Source organism: Aeromicrobium sp. P5_D10, assembly GCF_054049535.1.
Genome location: NZ_JBFUME010000005.1, coordinates 276,083 through 296,102 on the forward strand (window position 1 = coordinate 276,083; position 20,020 = coordinate 296,102).

Sequence of the window (20,020 nt, forward strand, 5' to 3'; positions counted from 1 at the left end):
CTCGGCATTACCGCCACGCTCGTCGCACTGAGCGAGCGATACATAAGGAGAATCATGGAAATCGCTGGAAAGACAGCCCTCGTCACCGGAGGGGCCTCCGGACTCGGCCTGGCCACCGCCCGCCGTCTCGCGGCCGGCGGCGCCCGCGTCGTCATCGTCGACCTCGAGACATCGGCAGGTCTCGAACACGTCGAGGAGCTCGGCAACGGATCGGTGTTCGCGCCCGCCGACGTCCGCGACGAGCAGCAGGTACAGGCCGCAGTCGATCTGGCCAATGTCGACGGCACCCTGGCCGTCGCCGTCAACTGTGCAGGCATCGGACCGGCGACTCGGGTCGTCGGCAAGAACGGACCCGCACCGCTCGACGGCTTTCAGCGCATCATCGACATCAATCTGGTCGGCACCTTCAACGTCATCCGGCTCGCTGCCGCCGCGATCAGCGCGAATCCAGGTGATGCCGCCGAGCGCGGCGTCATCATCAACACCGCTTCGGTTGCCGCATTCGACGGCCAGGTGGGCCAGGCCGCCTACTCAGCCTCCAAGGGCGGCATCGTGGGCATGACCCTGCCGATCGCCCGAGACCTGGCTCAACACCGCATCCGGGTGGCCACGATCGCTCCGGGCCTGTTCCTCACCCCGCTGTTCGAGACCCTCCCCCAAGAGGTGATCGACTCGCTCGGAGCACAGGTGCCGCATCCGAACCGGCTCGGCCACCCCGACGAGTACGCACTCATGGTCGCCCAGATCATCGTGAACCCCATGATCAACGGCGAGACGATCCGTCTCGACGGTGCCATCCGGATGGCACCTCGATGAGCGCGCAGCACGGACCGTTCGCGACGCTGACGGTGTCGGACGGCGTCGGGCTGCTGACCCTGCGCCGTCCAGAGGCCCGCAATGCAGTCAATGCCGAGCTCTCCCTCGCCGTGGGCGAAGCTCTCGAACGCGCTGACACCGACCCTGCCGTCCGCGCCGTCGTGGTGACAGGTGAGGGAGCAGCGTTCTGTGCAGGCGCGGACCTCAAGGCCTTGGCCGCAGGCCGCACCCTCACGGCTCCCGGCCACCCGGAGTGGGGCTTCGCCGGACTCGTCGAGCACCGTGTCTCGGTGCCGCTCATCGCTGCCGTGAACGGTCACGCGATGGGTGGCGGTGCCGAGATCGTGCTGGCGTCCGATCTGGCTGTCATGGCCGATGACGCTCTCATCGGGCTGCCCGAGGTCAGACGCGGGCTGTTCGCCGCCGCCGGCGGGACGATACGGCTCCCACGCCAGGTACCACCGAAGGTCGCCCTGCGCATCGGTCTGACCGGCGAGCCGGTCAGCGCCGACGAGGCACTGCGCTGGGGCCTGGTCAACGAGGTCGTGGCTCGCCAGCACGTGGTCGAGCGGGCCACGGCGCTGGCTCGGCAGATCGCCGCCAACGCGCCACTGGCCGTGGCGGTCACCAAATCGATGATGCACGCGGCAACTGCCGCAGGATCGAGCTGGGACATCGAGCTGTGGCAGCGTCAAGACGCAGAGATGGCCGCGCTGCTGACGTCGCACGATGCACTCGAGGGTGCCACGGCATTCACCGAGAAGCGCGCACCCGTGTGGAGCGGGCACTAGGACAAGGAGCAGAACCATGGAGCGTCACCTGTACGAGCAGGACCACGATCAGTTCCGTTCCGTCGTGCGGACATTCGTCGAGCGCGAGGTCGCCGACCACGTCGAACGCTGGGACGAGCAGCGGCTCCTCGACCGCGAGCTGTACGCGACGGCGGCCCGACAGGGCATCCTCGGCCTGTCGGCTCCCGAATCCTTCGGCGGCGCCGGGCAGGAGCACGACTACCGCTACCGCAACGTCGTCCACGAGGAACTCGCCCGCGTGCACGCAACCGGCGTGTCGTCGTGCTTCGCCCTGCACGACGACATCGTGGTGCCCTACTACGCGGCCCTCGGCACGCCAGAGCAGAAGGACCGCTGGCTCACAGGACTCGCGGCGGGCGAGCTGATCGCCGCCATCGCGATGACCGAGCCCGGCACCGGCAGCGACCTCCGAGGGATCCGCACCACAGGAAAGAAGGTCGACGGCGGCTGGATCGTGAACGGCGCCAAGACGTTCATCAGCAGCGGGCAGCAGGCCGATCTGGTGGTCGTCGTCGCCAAGACCGACCCGGACGGTGGGGCTCGGGCGTTCAGCCTGCTCGTGGTCGAGGCAGGGATGGACGGCTTCAGTCGGGGTCGCAAGCTCGCGAAGGTCGGCATGCACACCCAGGACACTTCAGAGCTCGCCTTCACCGACGTGTTCGTCCCCGACGCCAATGTGCTCGGTGACATCGGCGGTGGCTTCGGCCAGCTGGTGACGAAGCTTCCGCTGGAGCGGCTGTCCCTCGGTGCCCAGGCCATCGCGATCGCCGACGTCGTCTTCGCGACGACGCTCGACTACGTCAAGGAACGGCATGCCTTCGGCCAGCCGATTGCAGACTTCCAGCACACCCGGTTCGAGCTCGCCCAGATGTCGGCCGAGCTGGATGTGACTCGGGCCTACGTCGACCAGTGCATCCGCGCTCACGGCGCCGGCGAGCTCACGGCCGTGGACGCGGCGAAGGCCAAGCTGTGGGCCACGGAGACCCAGGTCAAGATCGTGGACCGATGCGTCCAGATGCACGGCGGCTACGGCTACATGCTCGAGTACCCCGTCGCTCGCGCCTACCAGGACTCGCGCGTGCAGCGCATCCACGGCGGGACCAGCGAGATCATGAAGGAGATCATCGGGCGCGATCTGGTCGGGCGCCGCTGAGCCTCACCGGCGCCGGTAGACCGGCGGCCGCTTCTCCAGGAACGCGGCCGTCGCCTCGGCCCGGTCATCGGTGAACGACGCGACCATCTGCTGACGGTTCTCGAACTCGATCGCCAGGTCGAAGGTCGCCGTCTCGACCGCAGCCCACATCCCGGTCTTGGTCAGCTCGACCGAGAGGGGCGCGTTGAGCAGTATCTGCTCGGCCTTCGCGATGGCCGCGTCGACCACTGCGCCGGGCGCAGTCAGCTCGACCAGCAGTCCGATCCGGTACGCCTCGTCGGCGTCGAACCGGCGACCCGTCAGCATCAGCTCGTGTGCGCGCCCCACCCCCACGAGCCGAGGCAGCATCCACGACAGCCCGATGTCGCAGGCGGAGTACCCGGCCGTGATGAAGGAGACCGCGAAGATCGCATCGGTCGAGGCGATTCGCACGTCGGCGGCGCAGACCAGAGCCAGGCCCGCACCGGCGGCCGCTCCGTTGACCGCGGCGATGACGGGCTGACGGAGGTCCCGTATCAGCTGCACGACGGCTGCGATGTCCTGCTGACGTCCGTAGGTCGACCACATGGGGCCTTCTCGCTCGACGCGGTCGTCATCACCGTAGCCACGCAGCTCGAGTCCCGCGCAGAAGGCGCGTCCGGCCCCGGTGAGCACCACGACCCGTACCGAGCTATCGGCGTCGATCGCCCGCAGCACAGCCGACAGCTCGGCCACGAGGTCGACCGTCACGGTGTTGAGCCGATCGGGACGGTCGAGGGTGACGACGGTGATCCCGTCGGGGCGGTCCTGCCTCTGGACAACACTCATCGTGGCTCCGATCTGTACGGCACGTCCCGGAAGACATATGCTTAGCGAACGCTAACTAGTATACGCTCTTCGCGCCGTGGCGCCCGACATCCGAGGACATCCATGCCCGTACCCCTGACCGGACTCAAGGTCGTCGAGCTCGCCGGCATCGGACCTGGTCCGCACGCGGCCATGATGCTGGCCGATCACGGCGCAGACGTGATCCGGATCGAGCGGCCGGGCACGCCGACCGATCTGTCGCGCCACCACACGCTGCGATCCCGTACGACCGTGCAGGCAGATCTCAAGGATCCGGACGACGCGGCGATGGTCCGACGCCTCGTCGAGGTAGCCGACGTGCTGATCGAGGGATACCGACCGGGGGTCACCGAACGTCTCGGACTCGGCCCGGATGAGTGCCTCGCCGCCAATCCCCGACTCGTCTACGCCCGGATGACCGGCTGGGGACAGACCGGCCCCGGCGCCCCGACGGCAGGGCACGACATCAACTACCTCGCACTGACAGGCGTCCTGCACTCGATCGGCCCGGCCGAGCGACCCCTGCCCCCCGTCAACTTCGTGGGCGACTTCGGCGGCGGATCGATGATGCTCGTCACCGGTATCCTCGCCGCGCTGTTCGCTCGCGAGAGGACCGGCCGCGGAGATGTCGTCGATGCAGCCATCGTGGACGGCGCAGCCGCGTTGGCCCAGCACACCCTGGAGCTGCGCGCCGACGGGCTGTGGGCGAGTGACGAACGAGCAGACAACCTGCTCGACGGGGGTGCTCCCTTCTACCGGTGCTATCGCTGCGCCGACGAACGGTTCGTCGCGGTCGGCGCGATCGAGCCGCAGTTCTACTCGGCACTCCTGCAGGGGCTCGGTCTCGACGAGGCGAGTCTTCCTCCGCAGATGGATCGAGACGGCTGGCCGATCATCGCCGAGAACTTCACCCGAGTCTTCGCCAGCCAGGACCGGGACGCGTGGGCGGAACGCTTCGCCTCGACCGACGCCTGCGTGACACCGGTGCTCACATTCGAGGAGGCGCCCCGGCACCCCCATGTCGAGGCACGAGGCGCACTGGTCCGCACCGGATCGGTTGTCATCGCAGCCACCGCACCCCGGCTCGCGTCAGCCGCGGACGCGACCCGATTCGCTGCACGCGACCTGGAACTTGCCGAAGCGGTCCGCGGGTGGACAACCTGTCGATGAAGATCGTTCGTCCCTGCTCCGATGGGCAGGGACGAACGACCTTATCGGGGTCAGGGACGAAGACGCGGATCAGCGGCGGTGCGGGCGTTGTGCATCGCCCGCTCTATCAGCGGCGTCACCATGCCCCCGATGTCGTCGAACCAGTCGCCGGTTGTGTTGCCGTCGAGGTGCCGGGCATGGATCTGCTCGAGGATCACCGCGATCTTGAAGTCAGCGAACACCAGGTACCAGTTGATGTCGGGAAGATCGACACCACGCCGCGCGGCGTACTTGTCGATCATGCTCTCGCGTGACGGGAATCCCTCGTGCGCCGTGGCGCCAGCGGTGATCGGGTTGTACATCTCGCCCGGCTGATCCCAGAACGAGATCAGCAGGCCGAGGTCCGAGAGGGTGTCGCCCAACGTCGACATCTCCCAGTCGAGCAGACCGAGGATCCGCGACGGCACCGCCGCATCGACCATGACGTTGTCGATCTTGTAGTCGCCGTGCACGATCCCGGGGAACCGGCTGTCCGGCATCGCCGCCGCCAACCGGTCGAGCAGGATGTCGACCTCGGGGACCTCGCGGGTGTGGACCGCGTCCCACTGCTTGCGCCAGCGCCGGAGCTGGCGCTCCAGGTAGCCCGTGGGACGACCCCAGTCGCCCAGCCCCTGCTCGTGGGGGTCGAGCTGGTGCAGCGAGACCAACGTGTCGATCATCGAATCGCTCAGTGCCGCACGTTCGGCCGCAGACATCTCCGCGGTGTCGGCGTGGTCGCGGAACGTGCGGCCGTCGAGCCGGTCCATGACATAGAACGGTGCACCCAGGACGGCTGGGTCGTCGCTGTGGGCGACAACCTTCGGGACAGGCACGGCCGTCCCGGCAAGGGCCGAGATCACTCGACGCTCGCGGCTCATATCGTGAGCCGTGGGCAGCACCACGCCGTACGGCGGTCGCCGCAGGATCCACTCCCGGTCGCCATCGGTCAGGTGATAGGTCGGGTTCGACCGTCCACCGGCGATCAGCGATCCCCGCAACGGCTCGCTGAAACCACCCACTGCAGGCTCGAGGAACGGGGTGAGCCGATCGAGGTCGAGGCCCTCAGGTGCGGTCGCAACCGCCTGGGGCACGTCTTTGGGCATGGTGGTCACGCAAGCTCCTCGGGGGCGAATCGGGCACGCAGTTCGCGCCGCATCAACTTTCCGGTGGGTGTTCGGGGGAAGTCGTCGACGAAGACGAGGCCCCGCGGACACTTGAACCGGGAGAGCCGGTCGGTGCAGTAGGCGATCAGCTGCTCCGCCAACTCATCAGACGGCTCGTGGCCCGGCAGCAATTGCACGAAGGCATGGGCGCGCTCGCCCAGCTCGTCATCGGGCACACCGATGACGGCGACGTCCGACACGGCGTCATGGCCCATCAGGACGTTCTCCGCCTCCTGCGGATAGATGTTGACCCCTCCGCTGAGAATCAGGTCCGCGCGGCGGTCGCTGAGGTACAGGTAGCCGTCGCTGTCGAGATGTCCGATGTCGCCGACCGTCGTCCAGCCACGATCGTTGCGTGCACCCGCGGTCTTCTCGGGATCATTGCGATAGACGAAGTCGAGGCCACCCTCCGACCAGATATTGCCCGGCACGCCAGGCGGTAGCTCCTGCCCTTGGTCATCGAGGATGTGGGGCGTGCCGATGATCGCACGTCCGACCGAGCCTGGGCGGGCTAGAGCCTCCTGCGACCTGATCAGCGTCATGAGACTGTTCTCGGTCGACGAGTAGTACTCGTCGACGATGGGCCCGAGCCACGCGATCATGTCTTGCTTGACGGCCGGCGGGCACGGAGCTGCTGCGTGCACCAAGGCCCGCAGACTCGACAGGTCGTACGACAGGCGGACGTCGGTCGGCAGCCGCAGGATGCGCACCAGCATCGTCGGGACCATCTGGGTGTGGGTGACGCCGAACATCTCCACGGCCTCGAGCGCAGCTTCGGCATCGAACCGTTCCATGACGATGACGGTGCCGCCGAAGCGGTGGACCACGAGGCTGAACCGCAATGGTGCCGCGTGGTAGAGCGGGGCCGGAGACAAGTAGACCGTGTCGGCACCGAATCCCCAGGTCTCCTGCAGGAAAGGTCCCGAACCGCGATTGGTGCCCAAGGGCGCGAAGTCAGGCTTGACCGAGATCGCCTTGGGGCGCCCGGTGGTGCCAGAGGAGTAGAGCAGGTCGCTGCCCTCGCACTCATCGTGCGCAGGCTCGCTCGACTGATCCGGAAGCAGCGTGCTCAACGACTCGAAGCCGTCCAGCTCACCGTCGACGACGAACCGGAGCCCGACCGGCGACGATGCCAGTGCCTCGCGAGCCACGTCGGCGGTTTGCGTGCTGACGAAGACCGCGACCGCTGCGCTGTCCTGCAGGATGTACGCGGCGTCCGCAGCGTTCAACCTGGTGGAGATCGTGGTGTACACGAGGCCTGAGCGTTGGCAGGCCCAGGCGATCTCGAAGAAGCCCGGGATATTGGGCATCAGTATCGCCACGGTGTCGCCACGCTGGACACCCCGCGCTCGGAGCAGGTTCGCGATCCTGATCGATGTGTCGACCATCTGCGCGTACGACACCTCGGTCTCACCCACCCGGTACGCCACTCGATCCGGCGCGACCTGCGCGTGGTGGTCGGGGAAGTCCTGGCTCACTCGACGATTCCTCTCTCTTGTCCGGAAGCTACCGGACACTTACGTGGCAGCAGATCGTCGAGGGAGGCCCCCGACGAAGGGCCCGCGCCACACGTGCGGCGCGGGCCGATCGACTAGCTGAGACCCTCGTAGGGGTTGAACCACTCCTTGAGCGTCTTGAGCTTCCCGTCCTGGAACTGCAGGATCTGGATCTGCGGACGGATCATGGCCGGCGCGGCCTTCGTGGCGTACTCGCGGCTGAGCGGCTGCCCCATGAAGGTGGGGAAGTCCTTGACGTCGGTCAGGAACTTCTTCAGCGATGCAGCATCGAACGAGTCGACTCCCGTCTTCTTGGCGATCTCGGCCAAGGTGATGACGTTGGAGAAGCCCCACTGGTAGAACTCCGACTTGCCGTCCTTGCCGGCGTACTTCTTCATCGCGTCGCGGTAGATCTTGACCTCGGGATCGTCGAGACTGTCCGGGCTCGTGAAGGCGTAGCTGAAGGTCGCCCCGTTCGAGATCTTGCCGTCGACCTTGTCGAAGAAGCTCTCGTAGTCGGCGCCACCACCCTGTCCGAAGATCTTGTCAGCCGGGTATCCCTGCTGCGAGAACGCCGTGTAGGCCGACACCGCCTGGGCCCCACTCTGGTTGGTCAGCACCGCATCGGGCTTGAGCTGGACGGCCTTCGCGACGAACGGCGTCGGGTCGGCCGTGCCGCCGGGAAGGTAGACCGGCGTGACCTTGATGTCATAGCCCTTGGTCTTGACGTATGCCTCGACGCGGTTGAAGTGGTCCTGTCCGCTCGGGTTCTCGTCGGTGAAGACCACAATCGTCTTGGCCTTGAGGTCCTCGGCGACGTACTGGACCTGTGCTTCGTACTCCGACGAGCCGGCCATAACGAAGCTGTCCTCGCCGTCCTTCATGTCCTGGGGGTTGACCGGCGGGTTGAGGCTCGGGATGCCGGCCTTCTTCAGGACCGGGAAGCCGTTCTCGCCCCATGCGACGGACAGGCCCAACTTGGCCACGGCCTTGTCCTGCACGGCCTTCTGAGCGCAGGCCGTGGTGGCAGCCGGATCGGCCTTGCTGTCACAGGTCTTGATCAAGATGGGACGCCCGTCGATGCCGCCCTGATCATTGAGGTAGTCCTGGGCCGCCTTCTCGCCGACCGTGAACTGCGAGATCGCTGCACTGACTGCACCGAGTCCGGTCGCGTCGGTGATGTCGTAGAAGACGATCGGATCACCCTTGGGCAGGTCGACCGAACCGGCCTTGGACTCGGTCGAGCCGCCGTCGCCGGAGCTGGACCCGCAGGCCGCCACTCCGAGCGCGAGGGCCAGCACGACGGCGGGCGTTCGGATGAGGTGGTTCAACTTCATGGCATTGCTCCTGTTCGTACATTCATCAACTGGGTGAGCGCTGACCCCGAGGTTCAGACGTGGTGGCCACGAATGTGGCCGAGATGGTGCGGCGCGAGTCAGGACTCGACGCGTTCCTTGACCGGCTCGACGACGAGATCGCGCTCGGTGCGGGACGGCGTTGCGGCGTCAGCCTCGGAGGATTCGTCGGGCCGGGCGGGACGGCCGGGCTCAGGCCGAAGCCTCGATGCCACCCACGAGGCTTGCTGCTTGATCGCCACCGCGATGCCGTCGGGCTGGACCACGGCGTTGAACATCAGCAGGATGCCCGAGAGCACGATCCACCACGACGAGATGCCGTCGACCGATGTGAGCAGGACGTAGAGGACACCGCCGTTGGCGAGGATGCCTGCGGTCACTGCGCCGTACACCGTCGCGACGCCGCCGATGTAGACCAGCGCGAGCAACGAGATCGAGGCGATCGGCACGAAGCGGGTGAAGGCCACGGCACCGATCTGGTAGCCCAGGACACCTCCGCCGATTCCCGCGACGAAAGCCGACAACGCGAAGGCCTGGAGCTTGGTCATCGAGACATTGATGCCGGCGGCCGCTGCCGCACGCTCGTTGCTGCGCACCGCGAGCATGCGACGGCCCAAGGACGAGAGTCGGATGTTCATGACCCCGGCAACCAGGGCCACGGTGACCAGCACGGCGAAGATCCCGAAACGTTCCGGATGGGCCACCGCGTCGACCGACCAGCCGAACAGCTCAGGTGCCGGCACTTTGCTGCCGTCGGCGCCCCCGGTCCAGGACGCATTGCCGAACACGAAGCTGGAGATCGCGACTGCGGCGCCGAGCGTGACGACGGCGAGGCTGATGCCGCGCACTCTCAGAGCCGGCAGGCCCAGGAGGATCCCGATCGGGACCACGACGATCCCGGCGATGAGGATCGGCAGCGGGAACGGGATCCCCATCTCGACTGCGAGCTTGGACACGACGAAGGCGGCGATGCCGGCGAAGGCCATCTGCATCAGCGAGATCTGACCGACGTAGCCGGTCACGATGACGACGGACAGCGCGAGCATAACCATGACGAGACTGGTCGAGATCGCATCACGATAGGTGTTCCCGAGGGTCAGCAGGCCGATCACGGGGATGATCGCGATCAGCGTCAGTGGCAGCCCGCGACGCTTGACGGCAGGCGCGAGCGGGAGCCGCGAGACCTCTCGTGTGCCGCGGCCCGGGATGAGAGCGCCCGACGCGATCATGACCAGGACGATCAGCAGGAAGGGCAGGGCGTCGTTGATGCCCGGCTGAGTGACGAAGCGGGTCAGGATCGACTGGCCGACACCGATCATCACGGCGACGAAGGTCGTGAGACCAAACGAGCTGAACCGGCCGACGAGCGCCGCGGCGAGCGCCGGCACGACCAGCAGGCTGAGCGTCGAGATGTTGAGGGCGGTGATCGGGGCGAACAGCACGCCGGCCAGCGCGGCCAGCATCGAGCCGAGCATCCAGTTGGCCGCACCGATGACGTCTGGTGAGTAGCCGAGCAGCGCGGCACCCTGCTCGTTCTCGGCGACTGCACGAGTGGCCATACCGAATCGGGTGAACCGGTAGACAGCCCACAGGACGACGGTCAGCAGGATCGCGGTCCCGAGCAGGTAGAGACGGTCGACACCGAAGTTGATGCCGAACACGTCGATGCTGTCGGTCGGGAAGATCGCGGGCGCGATGACGGTCGGGACCTTCCACACCTGGCTGGCCAGGCCCTGGACCGCGAGCATGAGGCCGAGTGTCGTCACGATGCGGGCGAGGAGTGGCGCATTGCGCAAAGGTCGCATGACGAGCACGTAGAAGATCAGCCCGCCGAGCCCTGCCGTGACGATCGCCGTCAGGGCCGCCTGGACGAGTGGAGTGCCGTTGTTGCCGGTCGACACACCGAAGTAGATGGCGCACGCCCCGGCAATCGCACCTTGCGCGAAGTTGACCGCGCCGGTTCCCTTCTGGATCAGCACGATGCCGAGGGCGATCATGGCGTACACGGCACCAGCACCGGTGCCGAGGATCGCGAACAACAAGACGTCTTTCATGAGGCGACCTCCATGGCCAGATAGCTGGAGCGCAGCTGCGCCTTGTCAGCGAGCAGGTCGGCGGCCGAGCCCTCCAGCACGACGCGACCGCGATTGAGCACGTACGCGCGGTCCGCGTGCTGCAGCACGAGATCGATGTGCTGCTCGACGAGCAGGACCCCCGCCCCCAGCTCGACGGCGATCCGCCGCACGATGGGAAGCATCTGTTTGACCACGATGGGCGCGAGGCCCATGCTCAGCTCGTCGATCATCAGCACCTTGGGCTGGGTGACCATGGCGCGGCCGACGGCCAGCATCTGCTGCTCGCCTCCGGACAGCAGCCCTGCTCGGACGCCGAGTTTGGGCTTCAAGGCCGGGAAGTACTCGAGGACCAAGGCCTCGACGTCGGCGTGGCTCGTGCCTTTGGGCGTGCGTGCCAGCCGGAGGTTCTCCCGTGTTGTGAGGTTGAAGAACAACGAACGGTCGTCGGGAACCAGCGCCACGCCTCGGCGGGCCTGGAGATGTGGACGGCCCGCTCTGATGGACTCGCCCAGCGCGAGGACCTCACCGGTCTCGCTCTTGAGAATTCCTGCGAGGGTCAGGAGCGTCGTGGTCTTTCCGGCACCGTTTCCGCCCAGGAGGGCGACGACTTCGCCGCGATCGACGCGAAGGTCGACCCCACGCAGGACCGGCACACCGGCATAGCCGGCAGACACGTCACGCATCTCGATGGCAGCAGTCATGACAAGACCTCCGCGATCGCGTCGGCCTCGTGGACGTCCTGGCCGAGGTAGGCAGCGAGCACAGCCGGGTCATTCTTGACCTGGTCGGTCGGACCCGAAGCGATGAGCTTGCCGAAGTCGAGCACGTTGATCCGTTCGCACACGTCGAGGATGAGGCTGATGTCGTGGTCGACCAGCAAGATGGCGATGCCCTGGTCGGCCACCCGCTGCAGCTCGCGGCCCAGAGCGAGGCTCGCATCGGAGTCGAGGCCGGCAGCCGGCTCGTCGAGCAGCAGCATCTTGGGGCCGGTGGCCAGAGCCCGCGCGACGCTCACCAGCTTGCGCTGGCTGAGTGACAGATCGGGCGGGAAGGCCTCCATGTGCTCACCGAGGCCGACGAGATCGAGGACCTCCTCGACGACTCCCGTGATGCGGGCCGCGCGCCGGGGTTTCACGAACTCGACGACAGGCGACCACCAATGGGAGCCTTCCGTCGACACGAGGACGTTCTCGCGCACCGTGAGGTCTTCGAACAGCTCGAGACTCTGGAAAGTCCGGCTGACCCCGGCTTCGACCCGACGGTAGGCCGGCAGGGGCAGCAGCGGGGTGCTTCCCATGGAGACCGTCCCGGTCGCCTTGGCGAATCCGGTCACGGCGTCGATGAACGTCGTCTTGCCGGCCCCGTTGGGGCCGATGAGCCCGGCGAACTCGCCCGGCTCGACCGAGATCGACACCGAGTCGAGTGCCACGAGTCCTCCGTAGCGAACCGAGAGATTCTCAGTCCTGAAGGTGCTCCCTGACGTCATGGTGTTCCTTCCTCCTGCTGGCCGCAGCCCCATGGTTCGGCCACTACCCATACGATCGTTCAGTAAGTTTCTACAGTGAGTTTGACTTCGATCCGGGTCGGATGTCAAGACCTTTGCGAGATTTTCTGTGGCTGGCGTCACATCAAACTTCGACAAATACCCTGCTAATCCAAGACCTTTACGTCTGGAGATGCAGAAACGCCCGGCGCGCACTGCGTGCGGGCCGGGCGAGACAGCGTAGCTTTCCCGAACGATCGTTTGACTAAATATGGTCAGACCGTTGCGTAGCCTCCATCGACGGGAATGATCGCGCCCGTGATGTACGAAGCATCGTCGCCGGACAGGAAAGCCACCGTCCTGCCGATCTCGACAGGCTCTCCGAACCGGTCCATCGGGATGCGGTCGAGCAGACCCGCATACATCTCGGGCGCGACCTCCTTGGTCATGTCGAGCAAGGGCGTGTTGATCCACCCGGGGGCGATCGCATTCACTCGCACACCGTGCGCCGCGTAGGCCTGGCTCAACGATTTCGTCAGCTGAGCGATACCACCCTTGCTCGCGGCATACGCGGGGCTGGTCGCCGATCCGAAGAAGCTGTACATCGACGCGATCAGCACGATCGACCCACCGCCCGAAAACAGCAGCTCCTCAGCCGCGCTGCAGCACCGATGCACCGAGAGCAGATTGACCTCGATGACACGTGCGAAGCTCTCTGGCCGATGCTCCTCAGCTCCGAGCGACATGCCTGCGGCAGGCACCAGGATGTCGAGTCGTTCGAGCCCGCCGAAGAATGCCTCGACATCCGGCCCTGACGTCACGTCGAGCTCATGGAGCGTCACTCCGGGTGGGGCCGAAGCCGCTGCGGCGTTCAGCCCGACCGCGTGGACGACGGCGCCGCGCTCCGCCAGGAGTGCAGCCGTACCAAGCCCGATGCCGGATGTGCCGCCGGTGACGACGGCGACCTTGCCTTCAAGCGATGTCATGGGGACACACCTCTCTGCACAAGGTGACGGGGACCAGCTGACCGCCGGTCCCCGTCACGCAGGACTGGATGGATCAGCGACGGAAGAGCTCGTCGTTGACCGGGATGCCCTTGGTCTTGCAGTACGTCTCGTAGCGGTGAATGTTGTAGAACACGTCCTCCACCAGGGCCACCTGTCCGTCGGGCGCGTACCAGTCGATCGAGCCGTTCAGCACGAAGAAGGCCAAGAACCCTTCGGGATTGACGCTTCGCAGCGTGTGGATCGTGCCGGGGCTCTCCTGCACGACATCGCCCGCCTTGGCCTCCCAGTCGTACTCCTCGTACCCCCACGACCCGCTGACCGTGTAGGCGAGGACGTCGGAGCGGTGCTTGTGGACGCCCAGTACGCCGGGGCCGTCGGAACGGACCATCGCACCCCACTGGCCGAGACGGACGTCGAACCACAGGTAGCGGGCCCACATGCCCTCCGAGCCCTCGACGAAGATCCACGGCGAGTACTCCTCATCCGCAGGCGCGTACATGTCGGGCAGCTGATAGCGAACAGCCACGTCGGTGAGCTTGGCCTCTTCATTGAGAGTGATGTCTTCGGTCTTGATGTGCAGGTCTGCCATGGATCTCTTCCTTTCGGGAAATGCGTGTTGTAGGTGAATCAGGGGGTTTTCAGGTCGATGAGGACCTTGGAGGGGCCACCAGCGCGCAGCTCGTCGAACGTCGACAGCAGCTCGTCGAGGGAACGGGTCTCGACCCAGCCGCTGGGGTCGTAGCCGCCGGCGGCCATCGCCGCGATGACCGCGCGGTAGTCGTCATCGGTGTACGTGGAGGAGCCGATGACCGTGGTCTCGCGGTAGAGCAGGCTCGTCGGATCGAGCTGCATGGGCTTCTCGTGGAGCCCGACAAGAACGAGTCGACCGCGCGGGCCCATGGCCTCGATCGCCGCCGTGACGACGGCGCCGACTCCGGCCGCCTCCACTGCGAGGTCGAGCACCCGGCCGTCGAGGACGTCCACGAGGGATCTCTCGGCCGGATCGAAGACCTCGGCGCCGAGCGATGCGGCCAGGGCGCGGCGCGCCGGCGAGAGATCGGCCGCGATGACGTGCTGGATGCCTCGAGCCCGCAGCGCGAAGATCGCACCGATGCCGATGGGACCGGCTCCTCCGACGAAGGCGACGGTCGTCGCATCGGTGATGCCGAGCGCGACCGCGTGGTACGAGACCGCCATGGGCTCGACGAGCGCGCCCTGCTCGAGCGTCACACTGTGGGGCAGAGTGAATACCATCGACGCCGGAAGTACTGTGAAGGTCGACAGCCCTCCCCCTGGTCCGCTGAGACCGTGGAAGGCCAGCTTCGTGCATGTGTTGGGGTATCCACGCTCGCAGCTCGCACATTCGCCGCAGCTGTAGGTCGGCCGCACCGCGACCCGGTCACCCACGGCGACCGAGTGGACATCACGACCGACAGCAGCAACCGTGCCCGAGAACTCGTGACCCAGCACGACCGGCAGCTCGACGTGCGTCAGCGGATGCGGCTCCGCAGGTGTCACGGTCTGGCCGGAGAAGTACTCGTGAAGGTCGGATCCACAGACACCGCAGAAGGCGACCTCGACCAGCACTTCGCCGGCCGCGGGTTCGGCGATCTCGATCTGCTCGATGCGTACGTCGAGGACACCGTGGTAGCGGGCGGCGCGGGCACTGCGTGACGTCGACTGCGTACTGGGTGCCACGGCCGAGACAGTCATATATTTTTCTCCCAAGCGAGCGTTCGATTAGCAATCGCTACGGTATGACGCAGGTCACGACATGTCAAGAGACTCCTGGATCGACCCAATGTCGTGATTCAATGATCAAAGGGAATAACCTGGATCGTACGCTCACATGAGTCGCAGCCGATCAGTCGATTTCATACCGGGCCGACAACAGTGGCCAACTGAACGATCGCGCGGGAACACACCCCCGACTGCTACGTTTCGATACCTATCCATGACACAATCGGGACACCTCGTTCGGGGTGACAGGAAGGGACATCAGATGGCACCGGCCAGATCGCGATCAGGCAATGCGCGGGCGGCGCTGCTGGAGTGCGCTATCTCGAACTTCACCGAGCGCGGCTACCACGGCACCTCCATGCGAGACATCGCTTCCGACGCCGGCGTGACCGTGGCCTCGATCTATCACCATTTTCCCTCCAAGCAGGAGATTCTGCAGGAGATCATGGTGCGCACCATGACCGACACGATCTCCATGACGCGCTCCGCGCTGGTCTCGTCCGACAATGAGCCGGCACACCAGCTCGACGCCATCGTCCGCGCCTGGACGCTCTTCCACACGACCCGACAACAAGAGGCCCTGATCGGCGCTTCCGAGCTGAGAAGCCTCGACGACGTCGGGCGGAAGCTCGTCGTGACCTTGCGGGATGAGCAGGAAGCGATGTTCCGCGAAGTCATCGACCGCGGTGTCGCATTGGGCACCTTCGCCACTCCGTTCCCGCGAGAGGCCGCGCGTGCCGTCATTAACATGGGCTACGCGATTGCCTCCTGGTACAGGGCCGGCGGCAGCATCCAACCGGAACAGATGGCCGAGCGCTACAGCGAGCTCGCTCTAGGAACGGTGCGCTCCGTTTCAGTGTGAGGGCCCGCTCCGGGTCAGCATTCCTGATTTATGGATCGGGCGGGAACCTCGATCGAATCCGTATCGCCGCGGGCAGCAACATCACGACATACCGTTCGTTCCGTAACCGAACTTTCGACGACTGGCCGCTCTGATCTCGATACGTTGCTCCGGCGGACTGACGACATCGTTGGCTTTCATGACGTCGCCAATCCACCGGAGCAGACCGATCAGCTAGCGCTTGACCTTCAAGGACTTGCTACTTGAACTCGAGCCGTTGAGGTTGCCAGATCCTGTGAAAACAGCTCGCAGCTTGTGACGACCGGGCTTCAGCACTGGCAGCTTGACCGTGGTCGATCGTCCTGCCTTGACCGAGAAGGTCGAAACTGTCTTACTCCCCGCCATGATCCTGACCTTCCCGGCCGCACCAGTCGTCGTTCCGGGCACCTTGACCGTCACAGTGACTTTTGCCCGGCTGTGACGCTTGATCGTCGAGTGCTTGATGGACAGACTCGTGACCGTTCGGGCTTTCGTCACTGTCAACTGCGTCGTCGCTGATGAGGTCGCAGCCGAGAAGTCGCCACCGTAACTGACACTCAGATTGTGCTTGCCAGCCGCCAAGCCCGCGCCCACCTGGACAGTCGCCTTACCGTCGCGAAGCGCCGACTGGGCAACAGTCTTCGCGCCGTCCTTGACCGTCACGGTCCCTGTCGGTGTGGTCGAGTCTGACGAGACCGTGATGGCCAAGCTGGTCTTGGCGCCGAACGACACCGAGCCCTTTCCGAGCTTGACCGTGGTGGTCGATTCGGCCTTGTCCGCCTGGTGGATCACTCGACCGTCGAAGTAGACCTGCGCGGGTGCCGTCTTGTGAATCTGACCGAGCTTCACGTCGAACAGGTTCTGATCGAGCACAAGCAAATCTGCATCCTTGCCCACCTCGATCGATCCGATCTCGTTCCAGAGCCCGATCTGCTTGGCCGCGTTCTTGGTGATCATGGCAATCGACTGCTTCAGGGTCACGGCGTCATCCGGCGAGAGCGCGCCGGGGTGTCCGTCGTAGCCTGCCGCGCCGGTGCGTGTGACCGCTTGCTCGATCATCCGCCAAGGGTTCAGCTCATCCACCGGCCAGTCGCTGCCCGTCGACACAGTGGCGCCCGTGGCCGCGATTGCACCGATCGGATACAGGCGGCCGGCGCGTTCGGGGCCGAGGTAGTCCGCGAGGTTGTCGACTGTGTAGGCATCGCGCTGGGCCCACTGCGGCGAGAAGTTCGCAATGACACGAAGCGACGCGAATCGCGGGATGTCACTCGGTGCGACCAGCTCATTGTGCGTTGTGGAGAAGATCGTGTCAGTGACCCCGTTCGCAGCACGCGCCGCTGCGACGCCATCAAGAACTTGGCGTACCGCGCGGTCTCCGATCGTGTGGAAGTGGCCATTCCAACCCGCCTTGTCCAGTGCCACCACCAGAGTCTTCATCTGCTGATCACTGAAGTAGCTGGGGCCACGATTCGAGCTCGGCACCCATTCGTCGTCGACCTTCGTCAAGTAGGGGTCCAGCAACGAAGCCGTGAACGCCGGATACTCCATGACCCCGTCAACCAGGATCTCGCCGACAGTGTTGACGTGCACATTGCCGTTGTCGTACAAGGCCTTCTGCGAATTCAACGTGGCAATCAAGGCATCCATGTCACCGGTCAGATCGCCCGATGCTGCGGCGGAGACTCGTGCCGTCAGCTCGTCCTCGTCTTGGAGTTCGTTGTAGTTCTTCAGACTTCCGCTGTTTCCGAAGAATGCGGTGACGCCGGTCGCGTTCAGGGCATCCAACGATGCCTTGAGATCCCGTTTCGTGTCGGCATCGCTCTTGCTCGGAATGTGCGACGTAACCAGGCTGTTGGCGTCCGAGAAGTAGCCCGTCGGGTTGCCGTCCGGGTCGCGCTCCATGAATCCTCGCGCGGGGTCAGGTGTGTCTTTCGTGATTCCAGCCACCTGAAGCGCCTTCGAATTGGCCAAGCCGTTGTGGCCATCTGTCGAGACCATGAACATCGGTACCGTGGTGTTGAGCCTGTCGAGGTCCAGACGCGTCATGGTGGTGCCGGCAGGCTTGAGTCCTTGCAGATTCCAATAGCGGATCTGCAGCCACCGGTTATCGGCCGGGCCGACGAATCCGCGCTCGTCATCGATGCAATCTTGGACCGCCGTCAGCGTCTCGTCGACCGTCAGCTCCTGATAGTCGAGGCTGCAGCCGGTGAGACCAGCACCTGCCCCACCCGGATGGGCGTGGGCGTCGATCAGGCCGGGCATCACCATGCGCCCCTGCACGTCTTCGACCTTGGTCTTCGGGCCTATGTAGCTCTGCACGCCAGTTGACGTGCCGACGTAGACGATCTTCCCATCGCGAATTGCGACGGCCTCGGCTTCAGGACGCTTGGTGTCCACGGTGTAGACGTACGCATCTGTGATCACGGTGTCGGCCGGTACTTGAGCTCGGGCCTCTGCCGAGGCTCCCGTCGCAACTGCCGCGGATCCTGCCAGAGCGGCGGCCGCGAGTGCTCCGACTCCACGCCTGAATAGGGGCTTCATGAGTTCTCCTCCAGTTTCGCTTCGACCTCGTGGCCGCTAGCTCTCGCCCCAATGGCATCGACCACCAAGTCGATGGCTGTGACGAAGATTTGATGGTCATTGACCTGGACTTCGTGGGGTCTGGTCTCGGCGACAGACGGGAAATCGCGGGCCGAAGCGCCGCCGAATCGGGTCATCCACGCAACCTCGTCGCGTGAGCGCGCTTCGGGGTTGATCGACGCGTAGGTGGCATCGAAGCAGGCCCATGCCAATACCGTGTCCTCGAAGGCGCGGTAGTACAGCGCCCGCTCTTCCGGCGGAATGCCGGCGAACTTCAACGTCCGCAAGATCAGTTCTGCAACCCGCAGCTCCGATGTTCCGACCGCGGTGCGCGCCGACACGAGGACGGCGATCCGTGCGTGTCCGACGTAGGCGCCGTGCATCGCGTAGGCAATGGATCGAAGTGTCGTGCGCCAGTCTTCGGATTCGTCGACTGCCACGAACGCCTCGTCCAGGAGCCGATCCGCCATGGCGAGCAGCAGTTCGTCCTTGTCGCGAAAGTGACGATAGACGCTTGTCGGGCTGACCTTGAGTTCATCGCCCAGAGAACGAAACGTCAACGCATCATCGCCGCCCTCATCGACCAAGGCGATGGCGGCATCCACGATCACCGTCGATGAGAGATAGCCCCGCTTCTGGCGACCTTCTCGTGCATTCAACTTCGGCACTGGCCTGTGATCTGGAGCACGCATGCGAAATAGTTGCACGAGATGAACGTCTTAGTCAACGGTGTTCACTAAGGAATTTTCCCCAGGATTTCAACTTGAATCGGCAACCGACGCTTTCGGCAGAGCGTGCGAGATCTCGCTGCTCAGGTCCTGTCTTCGCGGCCTCTGCCGACGAGAACAGGATCGTCGCTTACATCAATCAGCTCACGAGGCCGATACGTGGAACTGGCCCGACTCACCGAGCCGCGCGTTCACGTTTGCGCAGGTCAACAGCGACCTCGACTGCCCCCCAAAAAAAAACACACCCCGACTCGGGTCCGCGTCGGTGAGTTGCGAGCACTATCCCGGGTGGCGACGCCAAACACCTAGGGCACCGCCTCACGCATTGGGCGTGTCGCCATCGCAGTCCCGTTACGCACTCTCAGACCCGGGGCGTCCTCCTGCTGCCGTTTGCTCGGTAGGCGAGCGCCGTTCGTCGCGCGAGGATGAGCCAGCACAGAATCGCGACACCGGAGAGCAGCGCTGGAACTGCGTGCCCGAGCAACCAAGAGGCCGCGGTGGCACAAACGAAGGCCACGAGGTTCGCTACTACGTCGTAGACCGGCGCGATGAACCGGCGGTTGAAGACGTGAGTGACTGCGATCACAACGCCGCACGCAAACGTCACGGAAAGCAAAAAGTTCACCACAAGGTCCGAGTATGAAGACATCGTCAAACATGTGAGAACTTGCGGTGAGGATGGCACCCTCGATTTGGAATTGTGGAGCCTCTCACGAATC

General features: G+C 65.2%; 17 protein-coding genes. 5 read left to right on the forward strand and 12 right to left on the reverse strand.

The features are described from left to right. The first annotated feature begins 54 nt into the window (after positions 1–54). From ACXJKC_RS11700 to ACXJKC_RS11710, 3 genes are read left to right on the forward strand one after another with little or no spacing between them, the layout of a single operon-like run. Positions 55–816 carry a 3-hydroxyacyl-CoA dehydrogenase gene (locus ACXJKC_RS11700; RefSeq protein ID WP_456696892.1) on the forward strand — a complete coding sequence of 254 codons (762 nt, stop codon included), beginning with the start codon at positions 55–57 and terminating at the stop codon, positions 814–816. Next, positions 813–1,607: an enoyl-CoA hydratase-related protein gene (locus tag ACXJKC_RS11705; protein WP_456696893.1), complete on the forward strand. Its 795-nt coding sequence runs from the start codon at positions 813–815 to the stop codon at positions 1,605–1,607. Before ACXJKC_RS11700 ends, ACXJKC_RS11705 begins: the two co-directional genes overlap by 4 nt. Positions 1,608–1,623: 16 nt before the next feature. Continuing rightward, positions 1,624–2,781 carry an acyl-CoA dehydrogenase family protein gene (locus tag ACXJKC_RS11710; protein WP_456696894.1) on the forward strand — a complete coding sequence of 386 codons (1,158 nt, stop codon included), beginning with the start codon at positions 1,624–1,626 and terminating at the stop codon, positions 2,779–2,781. A 3-nt stretch (positions 2,782–2,784) separates the two neighbouring features. Here ACXJKC_RS11710 and ACXJKC_RS11715 read toward each other — a convergent pair whose 3' ends face one another. Then, positions 2,785–3,588, reverse strand: coding sequence for an enoyl-CoA hydratase/isomerase family protein (locus ACXJKC_RS11715; protein ID WP_456696895.1), 804 nt, complete (start codon positions 3,586–3,588; stop codon positions 2,785–2,787). A 102-nt stretch (positions 3,589–3,690) separates the two neighbouring features. Here ACXJKC_RS11715 and ACXJKC_RS11720 point away from each other — a divergent pair, with 102 nt between their 5' ends. Then, positions 3,691–4,776, forward strand: coding sequence for a CaiB/BaiF CoA transferase family protein (locus tag ACXJKC_RS11720; RefSeq protein ID WP_456696896.1), 1,086 nt, complete (start codon positions 3,691–3,693; stop codon positions 4,774–4,776). 50 nt (positions 4,777–4,826) lie between these two features. Here the strand turns inward: ACXJKC_RS11720 and ACXJKC_RS11725 are convergent, their stop codons facing one another. The 9 genes from ACXJKC_RS11725 to ACXJKC_RS11765 all read right to left on the reverse strand — a co-directional run bounded on the left by ACXJKC_RS11725 (position 4,827) and on the right by ACXJKC_RS11765 (position 15,086). After that, positions 4,827–5,897, reverse strand: a complete 1,071-nt coding sequence (locus ACXJKC_RS11725; protein WP_456697058.1) for a phosphotransferase family protein — start codon at positions 5,895–5,897, stop codon at positions 4,827–4,829. 5 nt (positions 5,898–5,902) lie between these two features. Further along, positions 5,903–7,435 (reverse strand): AMP-binding protein, encoded by a 1,533-nt coding sequence (locus ACXJKC_RS11730; RefSeq protein ID WP_456696897.1) that lies wholly within the window; start codon positions 7,433–7,435, stop codon positions 5,903–5,905. Between the two features lie 113 nt (positions 7,436–7,548). Further along, complete coding sequence (locus tag ACXJKC_RS11735) at positions 7,549–8,790, reverse strand: ABC transporter substrate-binding protein (RefSeq protein WP_456696898.1); 1,242 nt, start codon at positions 8,788–8,790, stop codon at positions 7,549–7,551. 98 nt (positions 8,791–8,888) lie between these two features. After that, positions 8,889–10,862, reverse strand: a complete 1,974-nt coding sequence (locus tag ACXJKC_RS11740; RefSeq protein ID WP_456696899.1) for an ABC transporter permease — start codon at positions 10,860–10,862, stop codon at positions 8,889–8,891. Then, positions 10,859–11,584, reverse strand: coding sequence for an ABC transporter ATP-binding protein (locus ACXJKC_RS11745; RefSeq protein ID WP_456696900.1), 726 nt, complete (start codon positions 11,582–11,584; stop codon positions 10,859–10,861). Before ACXJKC_RS11745 ends, ACXJKC_RS11740 begins: the two co-directional genes overlap by 4 nt. Next, the gene (locus tag ACXJKC_RS11750; protein WP_456696901.1) at positions 11,581–12,369 is read right to left on the reverse strand and encodes an ABC transporter ATP-binding protein; all 789 of its coding nucleotides are present in this window, start codon (positions 12,367–12,369) and stop codon (positions 11,581–11,583) included. The genes ACXJKC_RS11745 and ACXJKC_RS11750 overlap by 4 nt, the downstream gene beginning before the upstream one ends. Positions 12,370–12,641: 272 nt before the next feature. After that, a complete protein-coding gene (locus ACXJKC_RS11755) occupies positions 12,642–13,352 on the reverse strand; it encodes an SDR family NAD(P)-dependent oxidoreductase (protein WP_456696902.1) in 711 nt (236 codons plus the stop codon). 73 nt (positions 13,353–13,425) lie between these two features. Then, positions 13,426–13,962 carry a 2,4'-dihydroxyacetophenone dioxygenase family protein gene (locus tag ACXJKC_RS11760; RefSeq protein ID WP_456696903.1) on the reverse strand — a complete coding sequence of 179 codons (537 nt, stop codon included), beginning with the start codon at positions 13,960–13,962 and terminating at the stop codon, positions 13,426–13,428. A 38-nt stretch (positions 13,963–14,000) separates the two neighbouring features. Continuing rightward, the gene (locus ACXJKC_RS11765; protein ID WP_456696904.1) at positions 14,001–15,086 is read right to left on the reverse strand and encodes an alcohol dehydrogenase catalytic domain-containing protein; all 1,086 of its coding nucleotides are present in this window, start codon (positions 15,084–15,086) and stop codon (positions 14,001–14,003) included. A gap of 289 nt (positions 15,087–15,375) precedes the next feature. Here ACXJKC_RS11765 and ACXJKC_RS11770 point away from each other — a divergent pair, with 289 nt between their 5' ends. Continuing rightward, entirely contained in the window at positions 15,376–15,975 is a 600-nt protein-coding gene (locus ACXJKC_RS11770) for a TetR/AcrR family transcriptional regulator (RefSeq protein ID WP_456696905.1), read from the forward strand. A 213-nt stretch (positions 15,976–16,188) separates the two neighbouring features. Here the strand turns inward: ACXJKC_RS11770 and ACXJKC_RS11775 are convergent, their stop codons facing one another. Beyond that, on the reverse strand, positions 16,189–18,534 hold the full coding sequence (locus ACXJKC_RS11775; protein WP_456696906.1) for an amidohydrolase family protein: 2,346 nt from the start codon (positions 18,532–18,534) through the stop codon (positions 16,189–16,191). Further along, the gene (locus ACXJKC_RS11780) at positions 18,531–19,241 is read right to left on the reverse strand and encodes a TetR/AcrR family transcriptional regulator (protein ID WP_456696907.1); all 711 of its coding nucleotides are present in this window, start codon (positions 19,239–19,241) and stop codon (positions 18,531–18,533) included. The genes ACXJKC_RS11775 and ACXJKC_RS11780 overlap by 4 nt, the downstream gene beginning before the upstream one ends. Between the last annotated feature and the right edge of the window lie 779 nt (positions 19,242–20,020).